Origin of the sequence: Sphaerospermopsis sp. FACHB-1094 (assembly GCF_014696195.1) — a bacterium.
GTDB lineage: Bacteria > Cyanobacteriota > Cyanobacteriia > Cyanobacteriales > Nostocaceae > Sphaerospermopsis > Sphaerospermopsis kisseleviana.
The window spans coordinates 16,391-35,334 of sequence record NZ_JACJPT010000038.1 but is presented as its reverse complement, the minus strand read 5'-3'; the positions used below and the strand labels follow the sequence as shown (position 1 = coordinate 35,334).

Sequence of the window (18,944 nt, the reverse complement as noted above, 5' to 3'; positions counted from 1 at the left end):
TCAACCTTTATATTTTCTTGTATATTTTCTTGTTCCCTGTCTCTGACAGGGAATACAGTTTATGGTAAAAATTCCATATCCAGAATTTGAGTCACAGTGTAAGGTAAATCTGCTGGAAAGGTATTTTGAGAAATTCCTGTTTCGTTACTTGCTAGTTTTTTGCCTCTGCGGTAGCACTCAGCTAATACTTCTTCTAAATAAGGATTAAGACTAGGACTATCTTGTAATAAGTCTTCAATGCGGTTGCGTTGTTCTGTAATTGTATTTTGCGAAGATCCACTTCGCAAACTAGGCTGATATTGCCATTTTAGCAAATGCTGTAACAATACCTCCAATCGGCTTTTCAACTCTCGTTTATCTGACCTTCCCAAGCTTTCAATCTCCTCAACAACCGCTTCCCAATCTACCCTATCCCATTTTCCAGCGCGAATTAACTCAGCCGTTTGCTGTGTCCATGCTAAAAAATCAGTATCATACAATCGGATTGCTGTCTTGGGAATAGAAACCATGATGTTTTCTCCTATTCTCTTTTAATGTTAGCAGAAGGCAGAGCCTTCTTAATTGCATTCCCAGTTAGAAACGGGGAACGAGGATAACGAGAATAAATTCAAATACCCTGACGAAATTTTCTAATTGCTTCTAAGGGTGAAGATAACAAAATACAACGACTCAATAAAGATAAATCTAATTCTCGTAACAACACACTATTACTAATTTTTTCATATTCTGCTTCTCGCAAACAATAAACCTCAAGTGTGCCATCTTCCCAAAACCAAACTTCGGGAATTTGCATTAATTTGTATTTCTGTAATTTAATAGGACTACCGCTAGTAATAACTACCTCTATACACAAATCTGGTCTATCTTTATCTGTGCCTAAACAATAGGATAAGTCGGCTTGATAATCAACTATACCAGGAATAACTTGATTAAAACTACCACTAGGAAAAAATTCAATTTCTTTGTCTAAAAAATACTGTCCTAGCAACAAACCTATTAAAGATGTTATAAATTCATGTGCTTTACCTATACCCACAATTTCTAAAACTCCCTCACAATAAAATAAACGCACCCCTGGTACATTTTCAAAGCTGTTTTGAATTGCTTGAAATCTTTCCCAAATAACTCCCCGACGGTAGAAACGTTGTTCTTCTTCGGCTAAACCAATGGAATTTTCTAAGGCTTGAGTCATAATTTTTTTCACTCTCCCTAGTGACAATTTTAATTATACCAAATTTAGATCCCCCCAACCCCCCTTAAAAAGGGGGGCTAATATGGCTAATATTTATTGATATTATGTTAAAACCAAATTATCCCGATGAATGACGGTTTCTGCACCTGCATAACCTAAAATTCCTTCGATATCTCGTGAATGACAACCGCGAATTTTTTGTAATTCTTCGCTGTTATAATTCACCAAACCTCTAGCAATTTCATTACCATGAATATCACATATTTGCACTGCTTCTTGGTGATCAAATTCCCCTTCTACGGTTTTAATTCCTGCTGCTAATAATGATTTTCCTGCTTGAGAAATAGCTGTAATTGCGCCATCGTCTAAATATAATTTTCCAGATGGAACTAAACCATAAGCTATCCAGCGTTTTCTCGCTGATGTGGGTTCTGGTTGGGGTGCAAAGTGCGTTCCGATGGGTTCTCCGTTGATGATTTTTTCAATGTTGTGGGGAAAACGTCCTTGAGTGATGACAGTTCTTACTCCCGCAGCGATCGCAATTCTAGCAGCAGATATTTTTGTTACCATTCCCCCAGTTCCCCACTGTGAACCCTGTCCCCCGGTTTGAATCTGTAATTCCGCTAATTCCTTCATGTTACTAATTAAAGAAATAGGTTTAGCGTCGGGTACTGTACGGGGATCTGCTGAATATAATCTATCAACGTCTGTCAGTAAAAATAACCAATCGGCTTCTACTAAACTCGCCACTAAGGCGGAAAGGGTATCATTATCACCAAATTTCAATTCTTCTATGGCTACGGTATCATTTTCATTGACTATGGAAATTACTCCCAGTCCTAGCAATTCCTGAAAAGTATTATAAACGTTAAGATAGCGGCTACGTTGCACTAAGTCTGACCTAGTTAATAATACTTGGGCAATAGGCTGTTGCAAAGTAGTAAATAAGTCGTCATATATACGCATTAAACGACCTTGCCCAACTGCTGCTACTGCTTGTTTGAGGGCGATCGCTTTGGGACGTTCTGTTAAACCCAGTCGCGCACAACCCACACCCACAGCACCGGAGGAGACTAAAATTATATGATGTCCCTGTTGTCTTAAATTACACAGGGTTTCTGTTAAGCTGGCAATGGTAGAAAGGGCTAATTGTCCCGTTTCTGGTTGGGTCAGGCTAGAAGTACCGATTTTTACAACTATTGTTTTAGTCATTAGTCATTAGTTATTAGTCATTAGTTATTAGTCATTAGTTATTGGTCATTAGTCATTAGTTATTAGTTATTTTTCCCAATCACCAGTCACCAGTCCCCAATCACCAATCACCTATCAACACCTAAAAAATTGTACAGCGCCAATCCCTCTATCGTGAAGGCTGACGCTGTACGGGTTTAAAGTTATTTTTGATCGGCTAGGGTCTTTATTTGCTTGACCCCATGTTATTAATACCTATAATCTCCGATTTTTTGGAACATTAAGGATTTCTTTAGTATTTCTTTAGATTTACTTTTTTATTGATTTATCAATCTTTGTTAATTTTTGTGTATTTGGGAGAAATAGAAGCGCCAAGTATTTCTGATACCCAAACTTCAAAGTTGCGAATAGGATGAGAACGAAGCACAGTATCAGCATGAACAATAGGTTCAACTAAAATAGTAAACATTCCTAAACGATTACCTGCTATGACATCAGTAAATAAGCGATCGCCTACCATACCTACTTGATGTACAGGTAAATTCATTCCTTGTAATGCGGCTCTAATTTTACGACGTGAGGGTTTAGCCGCACCCAGGTAATAAGGAATATTCAGGGAACGAGCAATACTACCAATTCGGGATTCACTGAGATTATTACTCACTAACCAAAGAGCCGCATAATCACGCATTTGTTCTACCCATTGTTCTAGTTCTGGGGAAGCGGCGCTGGCAGTAATGGGTACTAGAGTATCATCAACATCCAAAACCAGCCCTTTGAGTCCATATTGTTGGATGATATCTGGTGTGAGTTGCAAAACGGAACCTTCTAAAATCAAGTCTGGTTGTAAAATATTGTTCCAAGTCTTCATAATTCGTAATTCATACATGAGGTGACAGGTGATTGGTGACTGGTGACTGGTGACTGGGGAAAAATATTTCCCTTCTGCCTTCTGCCCCCTGCTTCTTCTGCCTCCTGAACTCCTAACTCCTGTAATAAAATTCCATTGCCAATCAAGATTAGACTAGCAATGGAAACATTAAATTTCAGTTATGAATTATTCAACCTGATCAAACAGATGTTCTTCTAAAAGCGGTTGAACTTTACGAAATTCTTCAGGAGATAGTAATTCTGGCTTACCTGACTTGGTGATACGGGCAAAAAATAGCAGGGGATCAAGGGGGGTGTAAACTGCATACTCCTGGTCTTGATGATAGAAACTAGCCAGTAGCTGTAGTTGCTCCGGTTCTAAATCTGTTCCTTCATCTTCGATTTCTAAGGTGAAGATTTCTGATTCTTCTACTGGTGGTAATTCACCCACTACAGTCAAAGCATAAGCAGTATTTTTAATAGTCAGATTTTGCTCAGAGAGAACTGCTTGAGCGGTACTAAAAATCTCATCAATTAAATCGTCATCTTCTACCAAAATGGCTTCTTCTTCCTCACCATCACCTTGCCAAGCAAAAATTTCTATGGGTGAGTCAACAGGCAGAAGTAAAACATATTCTTGCCTATCTACCGAGAGGGAATGCTCAATATAACATTCGAGCGATCGCCCTTTTTCATCGGTCAAAGTGATAGCAGCAGCGTCAGCACGATCATTTTCTTCAGAAAATTCAGATGAATACATAGTCACATTATCTAAACTTATCAATACTCAAATCTATGAAATTCATTTAACTGTTTTATGACAGTCAATGTCAACCAAAAAGCTGAATATACAGTTGAGTAATAGTTTTCAGAATATCATGTTCAAAGGTATTAATCCTCAACAAATGCTACCGATCTGTTGGAGTTACTGCGTCTAGCATCTAGCCACTGTTGCAAAATTAAAGCTGCGGCTTTCCGGTCAATCAGGCTCTTATGACGTGATGGCGAGCGATTTTCTGCAATCAGCATTTGTTCAGCTTGAAAAGAAGTTAATCGCTCATCAACGTATTCAATAGGCAGATGCACAGCTTTAGCCAACCTCTTGGCAAATTTCTGGACGTGTCGAGCTTGAAAACCTAAAGATCCATCCATTGAATATGGTAGACCAACAACCAGAACTTGCACTTGGCGATCATGCAAGATTTGTTGTATTTGCTCCACATCATCTTGAAAGGATCGGCGCTCAATCGTAGTGATACCTGTGGCAATCAAACCAGTACCATCGCACCCTGCTAAACCGATGCGTTTGCTACCAACATCCAAACCCAAGGCGGATATAAAAGATTTTGATTGCTGCTCAAGCATCACTCTAATTGTTCTCCTGGTGTGCCTCTGATGATTCAGATTGGCGATATGTATCCATATTATGAAATTGTTGACTACCAAAAGCAACAGTTTCTGACTTATTTGCTGCTGTTCGCTCTGAGGCAGGTTGTGGTTTAGGAACCCATGACATACCACCGGGTATGGGTTTACGTGCTGGTTGTAGTCCTTGCAGCACTTCTGGCCATTGTATGCCTTCCAAAGAAACGAATTTTGATTCGCGGATTTTATGCCAAACGGAACGCGACATAATTAGGGTATGTTCAATGCGTTTAGCACCAATTCTTTCTAAATATTCTTCCCGTTCTGGCTGATAATCAGAGGAAGCCAGTTGTAAACCTTGTTGGGGAAAATCTTGAGCAATGCGAGCTAATTGAGACAATAATTCTGGATACAACCAAGTATAGGCTGGGTGAACCGTCAAACTCGCTACATGAGGATTTTCGCCTTTCCGGTCAAGTTGTACCTGAAAATAGCCAATAGCTGCTTTGCGTTGGGGTTCAAACACATAACCGCTGACAACCTCTGTTTTTGTCACCCATTGCTTCACAGCATCGGCAAGAACACCGAATAAACTGGTTTTAAAATCATGGGTATGGCGGTCAAAAACCTGACGTACCAAAGGCGGCATGGATGCTGTATCTAGTTGATATAGTAATGGTGCATCAGCATTACTAACGGGTAAGAGATTAGGTAAGTCAGGTTCTGCTTGTGCTAATTCTCGCAGTAACTCTGGGCTAATTTCCCAGTAGGTCATTTCTGCCAACCGCTGAAATCCATTTTGTCGATATAGTGCTAGAGCATCAACGTCATTGACATTAATTTCTAGCAGCCAGGTACGAGCTTCTAAAATTGATTCAAAGCAATGCCTAAGTAGTTGTGAACCTACCCCCAGTTTGTCAGCAGTACGGTCTAACATTACCCTGTCAATTCGCCAAGTGCTGCGGGTACGGTTAAATGGTGATACTTGAATCATTCCTAGCAGCATCCGTCCTTGCTCTGCGACAAATCCGCAGAAGCGGTACTGTAAAGGGTTGGGAAACCAACTCAAAAACTTGAGTAAGCCAAACCAGTGACGCAGCCATTGCATGGTAAAAAAGCTGCCCTTGGGAGAGAGGTCTGTATAGGAATCTTGTGTTAGACGTTCAATACCGTCTAGATCCCGATATTGAACAGGACGAATTACGAGGCTGAGATTTCGAGGAAGTAGTGAATTCATTTTGATTCAAGCCGCCATTTAACCTTTACTAATTGCGATGGGTAAGGTACTGCTGCAATAATAATCTTAACGGCTTTTCACTCTTAAGTTATTGTTCCAAAAGAGTGATTTTATTAACTGAATACCGAAAAAAGAATAAAAAGCAGAAATTGTGATGACACCGTTGGCGTAGACACAATCATATCTGCTTCTATTGTATAAGTTTTTCTGAAAATTCTCTATAATGCTCAGGTTTTATAAACCTTGTCTAGAGGCCAGCTTTTCAAAGTAAGCTTGAGTTTGATGAAGTAGCTGCTGGCGACTATCTTCTTGTGTGTGTTTTAGTGTTGGAACCAAGTTGCGAGCTTGGAGTGTCATGTGCAACTGTAGATGCGCCACATATTCACTGATATCTTGGTTTTCTACAACTGCGCCCGTTAATACATTTGATTCCATTTCCACTGTGTTCTCCTTTATCAATGTTGTGCGGTTGTATGACTTGATCACATGATCAAAATATCATACTTGTTTGACTTAGCTTATTGATTTGCAACGAACTGTAATAGTTAGGTATTGGGGACTGGGGACAGAAGGAAGTTTACCAATTACCAATTACCATTTCTCTACCCAATAGATAATTTCTGAGGCTGAACTATCAATAGCGACTCCATAGCTATGATCATGATTCCATTTAAACCCTGGTTTACCTTGGTCTTGTGCCTTGAATACCAAGATTTGATATGTACTGGGAAAGGCTAAATTATCAGATTTACCAGTATAAAAAAATGTTGTGGGTACACCTTCAGCTTGTTTGATATGGTCGTTTGTATCACCCCCCCAATATTTATGCCCTGCAATTTTACTGTAGTGGGAAAGTGATTTTTGAATTTGTTCAGGAGGTCGTTTTAAACGGATTTGAAAAAAATTACTTCCTTGCTTCCAGCCTGGAGAGTAAGCCAGGGAGATGAACTGAATCACTAGGAGTAATCTTTATGGGGAAATGTTTGATTTGGTTAAGATCAGACCACTTGTGATTGCGAATTTCTGAATAGCGTGATATATCAGTAATTATCTGTGCTGTTGCCGTATTGTTGACAGTTTGTGTGAAGAGAAAACTGCCTGCAATTACACTGGAACTACCCACAGATAATAAACCTATTGTAGCGATTTTGACTAATAAAGATTGCTGCATTTAGTTGAGTAAATCTAGTTGGTAGATTAATATCCCAACTCATCAAACAACCGTCATGATAATTTTTAATCTATCACCAGAAATATTAATTGTCAGAAGTCAGAAGTCAGAAGTCAAGAGTCATATAGGACTGCTATTTGATTTGTGATAGCTGGCGTGGTGTAGCCATACAAATTAAATGAAAGGATTTTGGATTTTGGATTGTATTTAATCAACTCCAATCTAAAATCTAAAATCTTGTCCCAGTCAACAGTCACCAGTTACCAGTCAAGGGTTTCTTTTAGAAAGAACCAAAAATCATTCCTGCTAAAATCAAAAATCCAATCCAGACATTTTGACGGAACATTTCTCCATAAGCAGGGTTAGGTAGTTCGGGGTTTCTCAAGCGGATAAATTGCCAAACCCAACCACCAGATGCAATGATTAAACTAATCCAGAAAAATCCATTCAGGTTAACTAACAAACCCTCTCCAGCTAGGAGAATGATCGTACCAGCGAAGAAAATACCAATAGCTGTGGGGGCATATTTACCAAAAAAGAGGGCGCTGGAATTAACACCAATGCGCTGATCATCTTGGCGATCGCTCATGGCATAAATGGTATCAAATCCCAATGTCCAAAGTACAGTTGCACCCCAAAGTAACCAAGTCGGTGCGGTAATGTTTTGTGTAACTGCACTCCAACTAATCAAAACGGCAAAACCCCAAGCGATAGAAAGCACTAACTGCGGTACAGGAAATACTCGTTTTGCACCAGGATAAAGTAAAATTACGGGTACTGCTGCTACAGACAACCAGAAGCTTAAAGGGCTAAGATAGAAAGCGAGAACTGCGGCACAAGCCAGGGCAACTATCCCTACAGCTATACCCACTTTGATGGATAGGGCGCGGGAAGCCAAAGGGCGATCGCGTGTTCTCTCGACTTGCGGATCTATATCTCGATCCCATAAATCATTAACTACACAACCTGCGGCGCTGGTGGCCAGAGTACCTAATATAATTACTCCTACTAGGGGTAAAGGTGGTTTACCAGCAGCTGCCAAAAACACAGCCCATAGTGCAGGAATCATCAAAATTAACCTACCTTCTGGTTTATGCCACCGTAACAGCCGAATAATAACTAGCCATAATGGTTCTTGGTTGCTTTCTGGTGTTGTTAGCATATTCGCTTAATTCACATATCTTCACATCTATAGAATATCGTTATTTGATAACTGTAAATACAGGGAGCATCCAAATTTGGGAAAAATACAGCACTGATGTCAAAACATGATTTAATTCTCTTTACTTTTACTTTATTCTCTAGGACTTACGCACAAGTCACAGAAGAATGAACCACAAAGGAACGAAGGACACGAAGGAAAGAGGGTTGGAGAGATATTTTGCGTCAGTCCTGTTCTCTTTACTTTGCGTCTGTGCGATTTATTTTTTGATGATCTTGACACATCAACGAATGTTCCAGCTTGGGATACAAATTCATTACTTTAATTGTGTGTAATTTCACCAAACAATTAACCTGAAAACTCTATATATTTACAATACAGTAGATAGCAGATCAATCAGGTACAGAATCTAATTTGAAACCTAGACAGAAACAGAGTTTTACTCCTGACTCCTGCTGTATTGTCAGTAACAAGTATTTAGTGCGGATTAAATCGGCACACCATGACCATCCATTGTTAAGAGAGAGAAACTTAAATGGTGAATGTAGTTTCTGCGAACTGGGAGAATATGGCAACTCCACCAGTGAAGCAAAACCGGATGATTGCGTCCATTGATATCGGCACTAATTCTTTGCACATGGTAATAGTCAGGATTGAACCGACACTACCAGCTTTTACAATGATTGCCAAAGAAAAAGAAACAGTGAGATTAGGCGATCGCAATTTAGAAACGGGAGAATTAAAACCAGAAGTGATCAAAAAAGCGATCGCTTGTTTAGGACGTTTCCAAGCACTAGCCAAAAGTCTCGAAGCAGAAAGCATTATTGCAGTCGCTACTAGCGCCGTCCGTGAAGCACCTAATGGTAGAGAATTTTTACACCAAGTAGAAACCGAATTAGGTTTAAGTGTAGACTTAATTTCTGGTCAGGAAGAAGCGCGACGCATTTATTTAGGTGTGCTTTCTGGCATGGAATTTAATCACCAACCGCACATTATTGTTGATATTGGTGGTGGTTCAACAGAACTAATTTTAGGCGACTCCCAAGAACCCCGCAGTCTCACCAGTACAAAAGTTGGTGCAGTGCGACTCACTGGGGAGTTTATCACCACTGATCCCATCAGTGATACAGAGTTTCAATATCTGCAAGCCTACGCACGAGGTATGTTAGAACGTTCTGTAGAAGACGTACTTTCTAAACTCCAACCTGGTGAAATTCCCAAGTTAGTAGGAACATCTGGCACAATTGAAACTATAGCCATGATTAATGCTAGGGAAAAGATGGGTGTAATACCTTCTACCCTCAATGGTTATCAATTTAATCTTCAGGACTTGCGGACTTGGGTAACGCGCTTGCGACGCATGAATAGCGTAGAACGGGCAGCCATTTCAGGAATGCCAGAAAGACGGTCAGAAGTAATACTTGCTGGGGCAGTGATATTACAGGAAGCAATGACCCTGTTGGGTGTAGACTCAGTGACACTGTGTGAACGTTCCCTGCGGGAAGGTGTGATAGTAGATTGGATGCTGACACATGGTTTAATAGCAGATAGACTGCGCTATCAAGGTTCAGTTCGAGAACGCAATGTTCTGAAAATTGCCAAAAAATACCAAGTTAACCTAGAACATAGCGATCGCGTAGCTAAATTCGCATTAAGTTTATTTGATCAAACTCAGGGAAAACTACATCCTTGGGGTAAAGACGAAAGACAATTACTTTGGGCTGCTGCAATTTTACACAATTGTGGTCACTACATCAGCCATTCCGCACACCACAAACATTCATACTACCTAATTAGAAATGGTGAATTACTTGGTTATAACGAAACCGATATCGAAATCATTGCTAATTTAGCTCGTTATCACCGCAAATCACCACCCAAGAAAAAGCACGAAAATTACCGGAATTTATTGCATAAAGAACATAAACAAATGATATGTCAACTGAGTGCAATTTTAAGATTAGCAGTAGCTTTAGATAGAAGACAAATCGGCGCAGTATCTCATGTTAATTGTGAATATTTGCCTCATGCAAATGAATTGAAAATGTTAATATTTCCCTCTGAATTAGGTGATGATTGTGCTTTGGAATTGTGGAGTTTAGATTACAAAAAAGGAGTGTTTGAACAAGAATTTAGTGTGAAATTATTAGCAAATTTAGTCAATACTGGCGTTAAGTTTTCTTAGCTTTTAGGGAATTTAATCGCAGGGGTAAGGGTGTCAGGGTGTAAGAGTTTAGGAAAAATGAATTCTTTCTCCTGTAACTCCTGTAACTCCTGTAACTCCTGTAACTCCTTGGATTATTATGAAATATCAATTCTCTCGCATGAATGCGGTACAATCACCAATTATTCCTGTAGTTGGGGAATTAATCAAAAATTCTCCCGGTACAATTTCTTTGGGACAGGGTGTAGTCTACTATAGTCCACCACCAGAAGCAATAGAAATATTACCAAAATTCCTCAACGATGCCACAAATCATCTCTACAAACCAGTTACAGGAATACCCGAATTAATTACAGCATTAACAACAAAATTATCAACATTTAACGGCATTGAAATTAACAATCAAAATTGTATTGTTGTCACAGCCGGTAGTAATATGGGCTTTATGAATGCTATTTTAGCCATAACTTCCCCAGGTGACGAAATTATATTAAACACTCCCTATTATTTCAATCATGAAATGGCAATTACAATGGCGGGTTGTCATCCAATTTTAGTAGCAACAGACGAAAATTATCAATTAATTCCTGAAAATATAGCCCAAGCTATTACACCCAAAACCCGCGCCATTGTCACAATTTCGCCGAATAATCCCACAGGTGTAATATATTCAGAAGCGGTATTAAAACAAATAAATCAAATTTGTCGAGAACGGGGTATTTATCATATTAGTGATGAAGCTTATGAATATTTTACCTATGAGGGAATAAAACATATTTCCCCTGGTGCATTTGCGGGAAGTAATGAATATACAATTTCCCTTTATAGCCTTTCCAAAGCTTATGGTTTTGCGAGTTGGCGTATTGGTTATATGGTAATTCCTCAACATTTATTAAATGCAGTCAAAAAAGTACAAGATACAATTTTAATTTGTCCTCCTGTCGTTTCCCAGTATGCAGCATTAGGGGCATTACAAGCAAAAGAAGATTATGTAAAAGATCATATTCAAACAATTGCCCAAACTCGGAAAATAGTGATTAATGCACTTAATGAATTACAAGGTTTATGTACCATCACACCTGCAAATGGGGCTTTCTACTTTTTCTTAAAAGTACATACTCAAATAGATGCTTTAGAATTAGTAAAAAGATTAATTCAAGAACATAAAGTAGCAGTCATCCCTGGTACAACCTTCGGGATAGAAGACGGTTGTTATTTGCGTGTTGCTTATGGTGCATTAAAACAAGAAACAGCAAAAGCAGGAATAGAAAGATTAGTCAAAGGATTACAAATTATCTTATCATAACCACAGATGGATGAAGGTTACTGGGGACTGGGGACTGGGGACTGGGGACTGGTGACTGGGGACTGGGGACTGGTGACTGGGGACTGGGGACTGGGGACTGGGGACTGGTGACTGGGGACTGGGGACTGGTGACTGGGTAATCAATTTTATGTTTTCTAATCAACTATTCCCAATTACCAATTACCAATTACCAATTACCAATTACCAATTACCAATTACCAATTACCAATTACCAATTACCAATTACCAATTACCTAAATCAAACTCTACAAATTCTGGTAAACCTGGATAAATCATATTTTTATCTAATGCAGACAAAACTTGATTATTAGCATTAGTAGAATTTAAACAACGACAAACTAATTCAGCAACATCAGCACGGTGAATACTACCAACAATTCGGGGATCTGCGGTTAAAATACCATTACCTGTAGATGGTTCTGATTTTAAACCACCGGGACGAATAATGGTATAGTTGAGTCCGCTATTTATCAGGTGTTGTTCTGCTTTTTCCTTTTCAATTAATACTGGTTTGAGTGCTTCTAAAGCTTGAGGAGGAAGCGCACCTACACTATCACCACAACCAATAGATGTTACTAAAATAAACTTTTGTACTTTAGCTTTGACTGCGGCATCAATTAAATTTTTATTACCAATAAAATCTGGTTTGACACCATCTGTAGGTAAACCACCAAGGGTACTAATTACAGCTTGGATAGGTTCATTGCCTAAAAGTGCTTTTTCTACATCATCCACTTTTAAAGCATCTCCGAATACTGGATGAACAGCAATAGCTTCTAATTCCTTAGCGGCTACTTCTGTTCTCAAGAGTGCTTTTACCTTCATATTGTGTGCTGTCAAATATTTGGCGATTTCTTGACCAACACCACGACTAGCTCCAGCGACAAAAATGTAAGATGTAGTTGACATAGTGATTTTCTCAGATAGATCCTTTGATTACACAAATAATTAATATATCCTGGTTTGCTCAATTTGGTAAATTCCTGCTATAAGATTGTATCAGCCAAGATTTTGATTTACTGACATAAACCTTCTTAGTGACTATAAATGTTGCTCTAGAAACAGTAAGATGTTTTCAGAGTTAGTTAGAATTTATGGAAATCATTTAAATTTGTTTTTATCTCATTTTCTGACAATCTGCTGTAAATATCAGTTCCTATTTTTCAGATTGTTAAATTTGCTTAATCTTTATTTCACTAAAGGTTATAAAATTGGTTAAATTTCTTAGTATAACTTACATTAGGTATGCAATAGTGTGTCACTATCATGCAGATGGATTGGATTAGTTTACTCAAAGCGCAACAAACGGACTTCCTGCAAAGGGTGAAAAAACCCAAGACAATTGATCTATCTCTTTTGGAAGGTCAAGTCAAAGGTTGTCACAGTGAAATTATGGTATTTTGGGGCGATTCTTTGGCAAAAATTCTGGAATGTTCTCGTAAACAAGCAGAAATTCTGGCCAAAAATCCACCACCCATGCCTCCAGAATATCCTGAACCACCAGATTGGACAATTCCCTTTCCTAAATTTTTTCAAAGTCAAGCGGAAGATTTTCTTGTGCGTGAACAAATTGTAGATCGGGTAATCATAGAACGCTTGGGTAAATTAGTGAAAAAAGTGCCACAAGACAGTTTAGAAAATATGGTTTTGGATGATGAGGGAAATTTGCGCGGTGAAAGTAAGTTTACTTATATTTTAAGTAATAATTCCCAAATCAGTGTACAAGTTCACGTAGCGGATGGAGAAAGTTTTAACGGCATTAAAAAAGATAAAATTCGTTGGACGGTAACACAGGAAGATGTGAAAAACCACCAAGTATTAATTTTCTTGTGTTTGTTTTATCCAGGACATACAAAGTTAGGATATCAAAAACAAACAGTGATCACTGGTTTTTTACCTACAAATCAAGTTCAATTTTCTGAACCAAAGTTGTATTTACATCCGAGTAGTTTATTGTATGCTGGTGGTTTAAATTGGTATTTGGAATTTATCAATGGCAATAAAAATGGCAATAAATATGATTCATCCATCACCGATCATAAAATGATGGTGGAAGTGATTCAGACGTTGCCTTCAGAACATCCACAAAAGCATATTATTGGTGATTGGGAATGTTGGCAAACATTAAAAGGACACACGCGAGGAATTAACTGTTTAGCTTATGCTATTAAAGCTTTAACAGTGAAAGATTTGGGTGGTCATAATGTGAAAACTATCCCAATTTTAGCTAGTGGTAGTCGTGGTGAGACAAAGTTATGGGATTTATCTAAAGGTGAATTAATTGAAACTTTAGCAGAATATCCTTGGTCTGTTTCTGGTGTGGTAGATGAAGTTAATTCTTTAGCTTTTAGTACCGATGGACAAACTTTAGTTAGTGTAGGTGCTGATTCTACGGTTAAAATTTGGCATACTGGGGCGTTAGATTTAATTGATATCCTGCATAAACATCAAGGTAGTGTGCGTTGTGTGGCGTTTACTCCTGATGGTAAAAGTTTAGCAACTGGTGGAGATGATAGAAAAATCTTGTTTTGGAATTTGCGCGATCGCCTAGTAGAAAATACTTTATGTTTAGATGATACTGCTGCCCATTCAATGGTATTAAGTCAAGATGGCAAAATTTTGGTGACAGGTAGTTATCGCAAAATCAAAGTTTGGCGTTTAACATCTTCATTTAATAATAGAAATCAGCAAGAAATTAAACCTGTACATATCTTAATAGGTCATTCTCACATTGTTAATTCTTTGGCTATGAGTGCTAATGGTAAATATTTAATTAGTGGTAGTCAAGATAAAACTGTGAGAGTTTGGAATTTAGTAACTGGGGAATTAATGCACACTCTCAAAAGTCATCGAGAAGGGGTTTATGCAGTTACTTTGAGTCCTGATGAACAAATTATTGCTAGTGGTAGTGCTGATAAAACTATTAAATTATGGCATTTGGAAACCGGAGAATTATTAGGAACTTTTTCTGGTCATGCTGATACTGTAACAGCTTTAACTTTTACTGCATCGGGTGAAATGTTGGTTAGTGGAAGTTTAGATAAAACTATTAAAATTTGGCAACGGAGTGAAAATTAGGTAATTGGTAATTGGTGATTGGTGATTGGTGATTGGTGATTGGTGATTGGTGATTGGTGATTGGTGATTGGTGATTGGTGATTGGTGATTGGTGATTGGTAATTGGTAATTGGTGATTGGTGATTGGTAATTGGTGATTGGTGATTGGTGATTGGTGATTGGTAATTGGTGATTGGTAATTGGTAATTGGTAATTTTTGTCAAATTTATGTTATTAATGATATAATGAAGATTATTATTCATTAATAACTATGACTATAACAAAAGAACTCCAAATTACTCTAGATGAGTTTCTGAAATTACCAGAAACTAAACCAGCATCAGAATTTATCAACGGGGAAATTATACAAAAACCAATGCCACAGGGTGAACACAGCCTTCTACAGATTAAATTGTGTACTACTATTAACCAAGTAGCCGAAACACAAAAAATTGCCTATGCTTTTCCAGAACTACGTTGTACTTTTGGTGGAGATACTATTGTACCGGATATAGCTGTATTTCGCTGGGACAGAATACCTAAAACCGCATCAGGGAAAATTAACAACCGTTTTGAAATTCATCCTGACTGGGTAATAGAAATACTTTCTCCAGAACAACAACAAAAAAAGGTATTAACTAAATTATTACATTGTTCCCGCAATGGTACAGAATTAGTTTGGTTAATGAACCCAGAAGAAGAAAGTGTTTTAGCTGTGTTTCCTGGGCAAAAAATTGATTTATATGACGGTGAGGATCAGTTGCCAATAGTTGAAGGTGTTAATTTAGAATTGACGGTAAAAGAAGTATTTAGTTGGTTGAGTTTTAGTTAATTATCAATAAATATGAAGGAATTGGGATTTCCAGAATATTCCTTGACATAGTATCAATAGTGGTACTATAATTTTTCTATGGCACAAATTGAAAAACTTTTAGCTGAAATAAAAAATAATCCTAAAGATGTCAAATTTACTGATTTAATTTAGTAAAACTTTGTAATCATTATTTCGGAGAACCTAGACAGCAAGGAACAAGTCATTGTGTCTATAAAACACCTTGGTTTGGAGATCCAAGAGTTAACATTCAAGAAAAGAATGGAAAATGGTTAACTACGACCACTACACATATAAAATTACCTGGTCAAGTGAAGATCAAGAATTTGTAGGATTATGTGCTGAATTTCCTAGCTTATCTTATCTCCATGAAAATCGTAATTTGGCTTTAGAAGGTATTACGAATTTGGTCAAAGATATAGTATTAGATATAGAAGCTAATGGTGAAGAAATTCCAGAACCTATTGCAGAAAAAACCTACAGTGGTAAATTTCAAGTTCGTATTACTCCTGAACTTCATCGAAAATTAGCAATAGAAGCAGCAGAAGAAAATGTCAGTTTGAATCGTTATGTAAGTTATAAACTGGGATCTTGAAACTATCTAAATTCCAATTAATTAAAACCCAAAAATAAAAATCCTGTTTTTATCCTGTAAATCCTAAAAGAAATGCTAAAATCCGGCTATATACGAATAGACAACGACCCCATCACTGGAGTCGTTACCTACCATTTCCACGAAATGTAGCACCAAAAGGCACTCATACAACACCAATTATCAATTGTCAATTCTCAATTGATAATTAATTTCTACCTAGCCATTTTTGACCGTTTAAACGGTAAACTAGGCGAGATACCAATAAATCAAGGGTAATTTTGCGCTCATCTATTAAGAATGACTCTAGGGTACTGGGTTTTTTACCTTCGTTACAGGAAAAACCCTTTTTACCTTGAATGTCTGCATCGGGGAAATAGACGTTAAACTGTTTTTGTCCATTTTGCCAAGAACCAATAATTTGCCAGCATTCTTCCGCTGAGTCAAAGCCAATAATAGGATACTTCTGCTTGGCAAAATTTAGCTGTGCATCTGGTACTCCTTCATTTGCGATCGCCTTTTGTAAAGCTGGTAAATAATGTTGCTGCATAAACTCTTCAAACGGTTTATCTTCCACTGCGGGGGGTTTTTCTTTTTTAGCCGCAGGTTTAGCAGCAGCGGGTTTTTCGGTTTCTGCTTGATTTTGATTGGTTTCTTCTGCCATTGCTCAGGTCAATCCTTTATCTAACTGTGCTATAGTCAGTCATTCTTATTTTTACATATCATATTCTTGGCGTTGGTAATTGGTGATTGGGGAAGAGGTGATTGGTAATCAAAAGGAAGAATCATGGAATTAAGTATTGTAGACAACTCTTTGCAAATAGAATTTACTTTAACAGAACAACTTATAGCCATTCGCTTTCACAAACTTTGGCAAATACCCCTAAATCATATTATCTCTGTCACCATAGACCTACCACCAAAAACACTGAAAGATTTACGCGCCCCTGGTACTTTTGTACCGGGATTAATTAAAGCCGGAACTGATTATACAAACAGAGGTAAGGAATTTTGGTATGTGACAAGAAAAAATAATTTTGGTCAGGTTTTAAACATTGATTTAATTAATGAAACCTATCAGAAAATAGTCTTAAATAATATCGAAAATTATCAACAATGGCAACAACAACTAACTCAACACAGATGAACATATAGCAGGAGTCAGGAGTCAGGAGGAAGTTAATAACCCAATTACCAATTACCAATTACCAATTACCAATTACCAATTACCAGCCTCAACAGATATAATAAGTGTTCAACCAGACATGATATAAGATAACAAAGAATAATTTGTGAGGAGCTAAAAATGGGTAAGAAATATGATGTTTATGGTGTGGGTAATGCCTTGGTAGATATAGAATATGAAGTATCTCCAGAGTTGCTAGAAAAGTTAAACATTGATAAAGGTGTAATGACACTACTAGATGAAGATAGTCAAAATCTTATGTTAGACAATCTCAAAAATCTTAATTGTCATAAAAGTTGTGGAGGTTCAGCAGCAAACACAATAGTGGCTATTAGTCAACTAGGAGGAAAAACTTTTTATTCCTGTAAAGTTGCTAATGATGAATTTGGAGAGTTTTATATTCAAGATTTACTCAATTGTCAGGTAGATACTAACTTAAAAAATGCTGATTTGCAATCAGGAATTACAGGTAAATGTTTAGTATTAGTTACTCCTGATGCTGATCGTACCATGAATACATTTTTGGGAATAACAGGAGAATTTTCGAGTCAAGAATTAGTTCCAGAGGCGATCGCAGATTCAGAATATTTATATATCGAAGGTTATTTAGTTACATCTCCCACCGGTAAAGCAGCAGCTATTCAAGCTAGAGATATCGCTAAAAATGCCGGAGTTAAAACCACCATGTCCTTATCGGATTACAACATGGTAAAATTTTTCAAAGATGGTTTATTAGATATGATCGGACCTGGTTTAGACTTTATTTTTGCTAACGAAAGTGAAGCGTTAGGTTTAGCAGAAACAGAAGATTTTCAGGTAGCTGTAGATAAACTGAAAATTCTCAGCCAGAAATTTGCTATTACTCGTGGTCCTAAAGGTTCTGTAGTCTTTGATGGGGAAAAATTAATTGAAATTTCCGCACCTCAAGTTCATGCTGTGGATACAGTGGGTGCAGGTGATATGTATGCAGGAGCTTTTCTTTATGGTATCACCCACGGTATGAGTTATGAAGCAGCAGGAAAATTAGCATCTACCGCAGCTTCTCAAGTAGTTACAACCTACGGACCAAGATTAAAAGTTGAGGATTTACAAGCGTTGCTAACTGTTTAATGGTTAATTGCTCCCTTCCCACTCAAAGATTACCTATAAAGATTACCTATAAAGATTACCTATATTTCGTCCCTGAAGGGATAAGTTATGAAAATTATAGGTAATTTAACAGTGGGATAGGAGTATTATTTAGCTAACTGCTGACTGCTGACTGCTGACTGCTGAATACTAATTTTAACCACCTGCAATAGCAGGAACAATACTCACTTCATCACCATCTTTTAAGGGTGTTGCTGTTCCACCTAAAAAGCGGATGTCTTCGCTATTAACGTATAAGTTTAAGAAGCGATTTGGTTTCCCCTCTTCATTGCATAAACGCGACTTAATACCTGGACAAACTTGCTCTAAAGAATCAAATAATTCAGCAATGTTGGTACCACTGCATTCTAAGACAGCTTGATTATTTGTAAATTTTTGCAGCGCAGTGGGAACTAGAACTGTTACGGCCATAGTCTAAAGATTAGTTTTTAGTTTTCAAGTGAGAGTTG

The 18,944-nt window shown here is 37.7% G+C and carries 23 protein-coding genes; 7 read left to right on the top strand and 16 right to left on the bottom strand.

Annotation, left to right across the window (positions count from 1 at the left end; all coding sequences use genetic code 11):
• Positions 1-59: 59 nt before the first annotated feature.
• The 11 genes from H6F47_RS13650 to H6F47_RS13600 all read right to left on the bottom strand — a co-directional run bounded on the left by H6F47_RS13650 (position 60) and on the right by H6F47_RS13600 (position 8,188).
• A complete protein-coding gene (locus H6F47_RS13650) occupies positions 60-509 on the bottom strand; it encodes a DUF29 domain-containing protein (RefSeq protein ID WP_190649592.1) in 450 nt (149 codons plus the stop codon).
• Positions 510-607: 98 nt separating this feature from the next.
• Positions 608-1,192 carry a Uma2 family endonuclease gene (locus H6F47_RS13645; protein WP_137668563.1) on the bottom strand — a complete coding sequence of 195 codons (585 nt, stop codon included), beginning with the start codon at positions 1,190-1,192 and terminating at the stop codon, positions 608-610.
• A 102-nt stretch (positions 1,193-1,294) separates the two neighbouring features.
• Positions 1,295-2,404 (bottom strand): glutamate 5-kinase, encoded by a 1,110-nt coding sequence (gene proB, locus H6F47_RS13640; RefSeq protein ID WP_190346784.1) that lies wholly within the window; start codon positions 2,402-2,404, stop codon positions 1,295-1,297.
• 307 nt (positions 2,405-2,711) lie between these two features.
• Complete coding sequence (locus H6F47_RS13635; RefSeq protein WP_137669298.1) at positions 2,712-3,254, bottom strand: YqeG family HAD IIIA-type phosphatase; 543 nt, start codon at positions 3,252-3,254, stop codon at positions 2,712-2,714.
• Positions 3,251-3,400, bottom strand: a complete 150-nt coding sequence (locus H6F47_RS13630) for a hypothetical protein (protein ID WP_190346785.1) — start codon at positions 3,398-3,400, stop codon at positions 3,251-3,253. Before H6F47_RS13630 ends, H6F47_RS13635 begins: the two co-directional genes overlap by 4 nt.
• Before the next feature lie 40 nt (positions 3,401-3,440).
• Positions 3,441-4,013 (bottom strand): DUF3727 domain-containing protein, encoded by a 573-nt coding sequence (locus tag H6F47_RS13625; RefSeq protein ID WP_096571889.1) that lies wholly within the window; start codon positions 4,011-4,013, stop codon positions 3,441-3,443.
• 131 nt (positions 4,014-4,144) lie between these two features.
• Complete coding sequence (gene ruvX / locus H6F47_RS13620) at positions 4,145-4,618, bottom strand: Holliday junction resolvase RuvX (RefSeq protein WP_096571890.1); 474 nt, start codon at positions 4,616-4,618, stop codon at positions 4,145-4,147.
• 4 nt (positions 4,619-4,622) lie between these two features.
• Positions 4,623-5,855 (bottom strand): GNAT family N-acetyltransferase, encoded by a 1,233-nt coding sequence (locus H6F47_RS13615; RefSeq protein WP_190649590.1) that lies wholly within the window; start codon positions 5,853-5,855, stop codon positions 4,623-4,625.
• Positions 5,856-6,089: 234 nt separating this feature from the next.
• Positions 6,090-6,290 carry a hypothetical protein gene (locus H6F47_RS13610; protein WP_096571892.1) on the bottom strand — a complete coding sequence of 67 codons (201 nt, stop codon included), beginning with the start codon at positions 6,288-6,290 and terminating at the stop codon, positions 6,090-6,092.
• Positions 6,291-6,446: 156 nt separating this feature from the next.
• On the bottom strand, positions 6,447-6,812 hold the full coding sequence (locus H6F47_RS28885) for a hypothetical protein (RefSeq protein ID WP_347239084.1): 366 nt from the start codon (positions 6,810-6,812) through the stop codon (positions 6,447-6,449).
• Between the two features lie 494 nt (positions 6,813-7,306).
• Positions 7,307-8,188 (bottom strand): 4-hydroxybenzoate solanesyltransferase, encoded by an 882-nt coding sequence (locus tag H6F47_RS13600; protein ID WP_096571893.1) that lies wholly within the window; start codon positions 8,186-8,188, stop codon positions 7,307-7,309.
• A gap of 535 nt (positions 8,189-8,723) precedes the next feature.
• On the opposite strand from H6F47_RS13600, the gene H6F47_RS13595 reads away from it, so the two are divergent.
• Together H6F47_RS13595 and H6F47_RS13590 are read left to right on the top strand one after the other, a co-directional pair.
• Positions 8,724-10,373 (top strand): Ppx/GppA phosphatase family protein, encoded by a 1,650-nt coding sequence (locus tag H6F47_RS13595; RefSeq protein WP_096571894.1) that lies wholly within the window; start codon positions 8,724-8,726, stop codon positions 10,371-10,373.
• Between the two features lie 118 nt (positions 10,374-10,491).
• Positions 10,492-11,658, top strand: coding sequence for a pyridoxal phosphate-dependent aminotransferase (locus tag H6F47_RS13590; protein WP_137669321.1), 1,167 nt, complete (start codon positions 10,492-10,494; stop codon positions 11,656-11,658).
• Here the strand turns inward: H6F47_RS13590 and H6F47_RS13585 are convergent.
• Both H6F47_RS13585 and H6F47_RS13580 read right to left on the bottom strand, forming a co-directional pair.
• Positions 11,653-11,802 (bottom strand): hypothetical protein, encoded by a 150-nt coding sequence (locus tag H6F47_RS13585; RefSeq protein ID WP_190649588.1) that lies wholly within the window; start codon positions 11,800-11,802, stop codon positions 11,653-11,655. The two genes, H6F47_RS13590 and H6F47_RS13585, sit on opposite strands and share 6 nt — an antisense overlap.
• Positions 11,803-11,901: 99 nt before the next feature.
• Positions 11,902-12,588 carry an SDR family oxidoreductase gene (locus H6F47_RS13580; RefSeq protein WP_137669455.1) on the bottom strand — a complete coding sequence of 229 codons (687 nt, stop codon included), beginning with the start codon at positions 12,586-12,588 and terminating at the stop codon, positions 11,902-11,904.
• Between the two features lie 357 nt (positions 12,589-12,945).
• Between H6F47_RS13580 and H6F47_RS13575 the strand changes: the two genes are divergently transcribed.
• Entirely contained in the window at positions 12,946-14,757 is a 1,812-nt protein-coding gene (locus tag H6F47_RS13575; protein ID WP_242027394.1) for a WD40 repeat domain-containing protein, read from the top strand.
• Here H6F47_RS13575 and H6F47_RS13570 read toward each other — a convergent pair.
• Positions 14,754-14,960: a hypothetical protein gene (locus H6F47_RS13570; protein WP_190649586.1), complete on the bottom strand. Its 207-nt coding sequence runs from the start codon at positions 14,958-14,960 to the stop codon at positions 14,754-14,756. The two genes, H6F47_RS13575 and H6F47_RS13570, sit on opposite strands and share 4 nt — an antisense overlap.
• Positions 14,961-15,007: 47 nt before the next feature.
• On the opposite strand from H6F47_RS13570, the gene H6F47_RS13565 reads away from it, so the two are divergent.
• Positions 15,008-15,568, top strand: coding sequence for a Uma2 family endonuclease (locus H6F47_RS13565; protein ID WP_190649585.1), 561 nt, complete (start codon positions 15,008-15,010; stop codon positions 15,566-15,568).
• Positions 15,569-15,836: 268 nt separating this feature from the next.
• Positions 15,837-16,163 (top strand): type II toxin-antitoxin system HicB family antitoxin, encoded by a 327-nt coding sequence (locus tag H6F47_RS13560; protein WP_190649583.1) that lies wholly within the window; start codon positions 15,837-15,839, stop codon positions 16,161-16,163.
• A gap of 205 nt (positions 16,164-16,368) precedes the next feature.
• Here the strand turns inward: H6F47_RS13560 and H6F47_RS13555 are convergent, their stop codons facing one another.
• Positions 16,369-16,824: a DUF2996 domain-containing protein gene (locus H6F47_RS13555; RefSeq protein WP_137667850.1), complete on the bottom strand. Its 456-nt coding sequence runs from the start codon at positions 16,822-16,824 to the stop codon at positions 16,369-16,371.
• A 123-nt stretch (positions 16,825-16,947) separates the two neighbouring features.
• Here H6F47_RS13555 and H6F47_RS13550 point away from each other — a divergent pair, with 123 nt between their 5' ends.
• Positions 16,948-17,307 (top strand): hypothetical protein, encoded by a 360-nt coding sequence (locus H6F47_RS13550; RefSeq protein WP_137667851.1) that lies wholly within the window; start codon positions 16,948-16,950, stop codon positions 17,305-17,307.
• Positions 17,308-17,466: 159 nt separating this feature from the next.
• Positions 17,467-18,456, top strand: coding sequence for an adenosine kinase (locus H6F47_RS13545; protein ID WP_190649581.1), 990 nt, complete (start codon positions 17,467-17,469; stop codon positions 18,454-18,456).
• A gap of 174 nt (positions 18,457-18,630) precedes the next feature.
• Here H6F47_RS13545 and H6F47_RS13540 read toward each other — a convergent pair whose 3' ends face one another.
• Positions 18,631-18,906 carry a MoaD/ThiS family protein gene (locus H6F47_RS13540; protein WP_190346794.1) on the bottom strand — a complete coding sequence of 92 codons (276 nt, stop codon included), beginning with the start codon at positions 18,904-18,906 and terminating at the stop codon, positions 18,631-18,633.
• Between the last annotated feature and the right edge of the window lie 38 nt (positions 18,907-18,944).

Excerpts from the sequence above, each read along its gene's own strand:
- H6F47_RS13650 (WP_190649592.1), bottom strand. The coding sequence starts at position 509 with ATGGTTTCTATTCCCAAGACAGCAATCCGATTGTATGATACTGATTTT.
- H6F47_RS13645 (WP_137668563.1), bottom strand. The coding sequence starts at position 1,192 with ATGACTCAAGCCTTAGAAAATTCCATTGGTTTAGCCGAAGAAGAACAA.
- proB (WP_190346784.1), bottom strand. The coding sequence starts at position 2,404 with ATGACTAAAACAATAGTTGTAAAAATCGGTACTTCTAGCCTGACCCAA.
- H6F47_RS13635 (WP_137669298.1), bottom strand. The coding sequence starts at position 3,254 with ATGAAGACTTGGAACAATATTTTACAACCAGACTTGATTTTAGAAGGT.
- H6F47_RS13625 (WP_096571889.1), bottom strand. The coding sequence starts at position 4,013 with ATGTATTCATCTGAATTTTCTGAAGAAAATGATCGTGCTGACGCTGCT.
- ruvX (WP_096571890.1), bottom strand. The coding sequence starts at position 4,618 with ATGCTTGAGCAGCAATCAAAATCTTTTATATCCGCCTTGGGTTTGGAT.
- H6F47_RS13615 (WP_190649590.1), bottom strand. The coding sequence starts at position 5,855 with ATGAATTCACTACTTCCTCGAAATCTCAGCCTCGTAATTCGTCCTGTT.
- H6F47_RS13610 (WP_096571892.1), bottom strand. The coding sequence starts at position 6,290 with ATGGAATCAAATGTATTAACGGGCGCAGTTGTAGAAAACCAAGATATC.
- H6F47_RS13600 (WP_096571893.1), bottom strand. The coding sequence starts at position 8,188 with ATGCTAACAACACCAGAAAGCAACCAAGAACCATTATGGCTAGTTATT.
- H6F47_RS13595 (WP_096571894.1), top strand. The coding sequence starts at position 8,724 with ATGGTGAATGTAGTTTCTGCGAACTGGGAGAATATGGCAACTCCACCA.
- H6F47_RS13590 (WP_137669321.1), top strand. The coding sequence starts at position 10,492 with ATGAAATATCAATTCTCTCGCATGAATGCGGTACAATCACCAATTATT.
- H6F47_RS13580 (WP_137669455.1), bottom strand. The coding sequence starts at position 12,588 with ATGTCAACTACATCTTACATTTTTGTCGCTGGAGCTAGTCGTGGTGTT.
- H6F47_RS13575 (WP_242027394.1), top strand. The coding sequence starts at position 12,946 with ATGCAGATGGATTGGATTAGTTTACTCAAAGCGCAACAAACGGACTTC.
- H6F47_RS13565 (WP_190649585.1), top strand. The coding sequence starts at position 15,008 with ATGACTATAACAAAAGAACTCCAAATTACTCTAGATGAGTTTCTGAAA.
- H6F47_RS13560 (WP_190649583.1), top strand. The coding sequence starts at position 15,837 with ATGGTTAACTACGACCACTACACATATAAAATTACCTGGTCAAGTGAA.
- H6F47_RS13555 (WP_137667850.1), bottom strand. The coding sequence starts at position 16,824 with ATGGCAGAAGAAACCAATCAAAATCAAGCAGAAACCGAAAAACCCGCT.
- H6F47_RS13550 (WP_137667851.1), top strand. The coding sequence starts at position 16,948 with ATGGAATTAAGTATTGTAGACAACTCTTTGCAAATAGAATTTACTTTA.
- H6F47_RS13545 (WP_190649581.1), top strand. The coding sequence starts at position 17,467 with ATGGGTAAGAAATATGATGTTTATGGTGTGGGTAATGCCTTGGTAGAT.
- H6F47_RS13540 (WP_190346794.1), bottom strand. The coding sequence starts at position 18,906 with ATGGCCGTAACAGTTCTAGTTCCCACTGCGCTGCAAAAATTTACAAAT.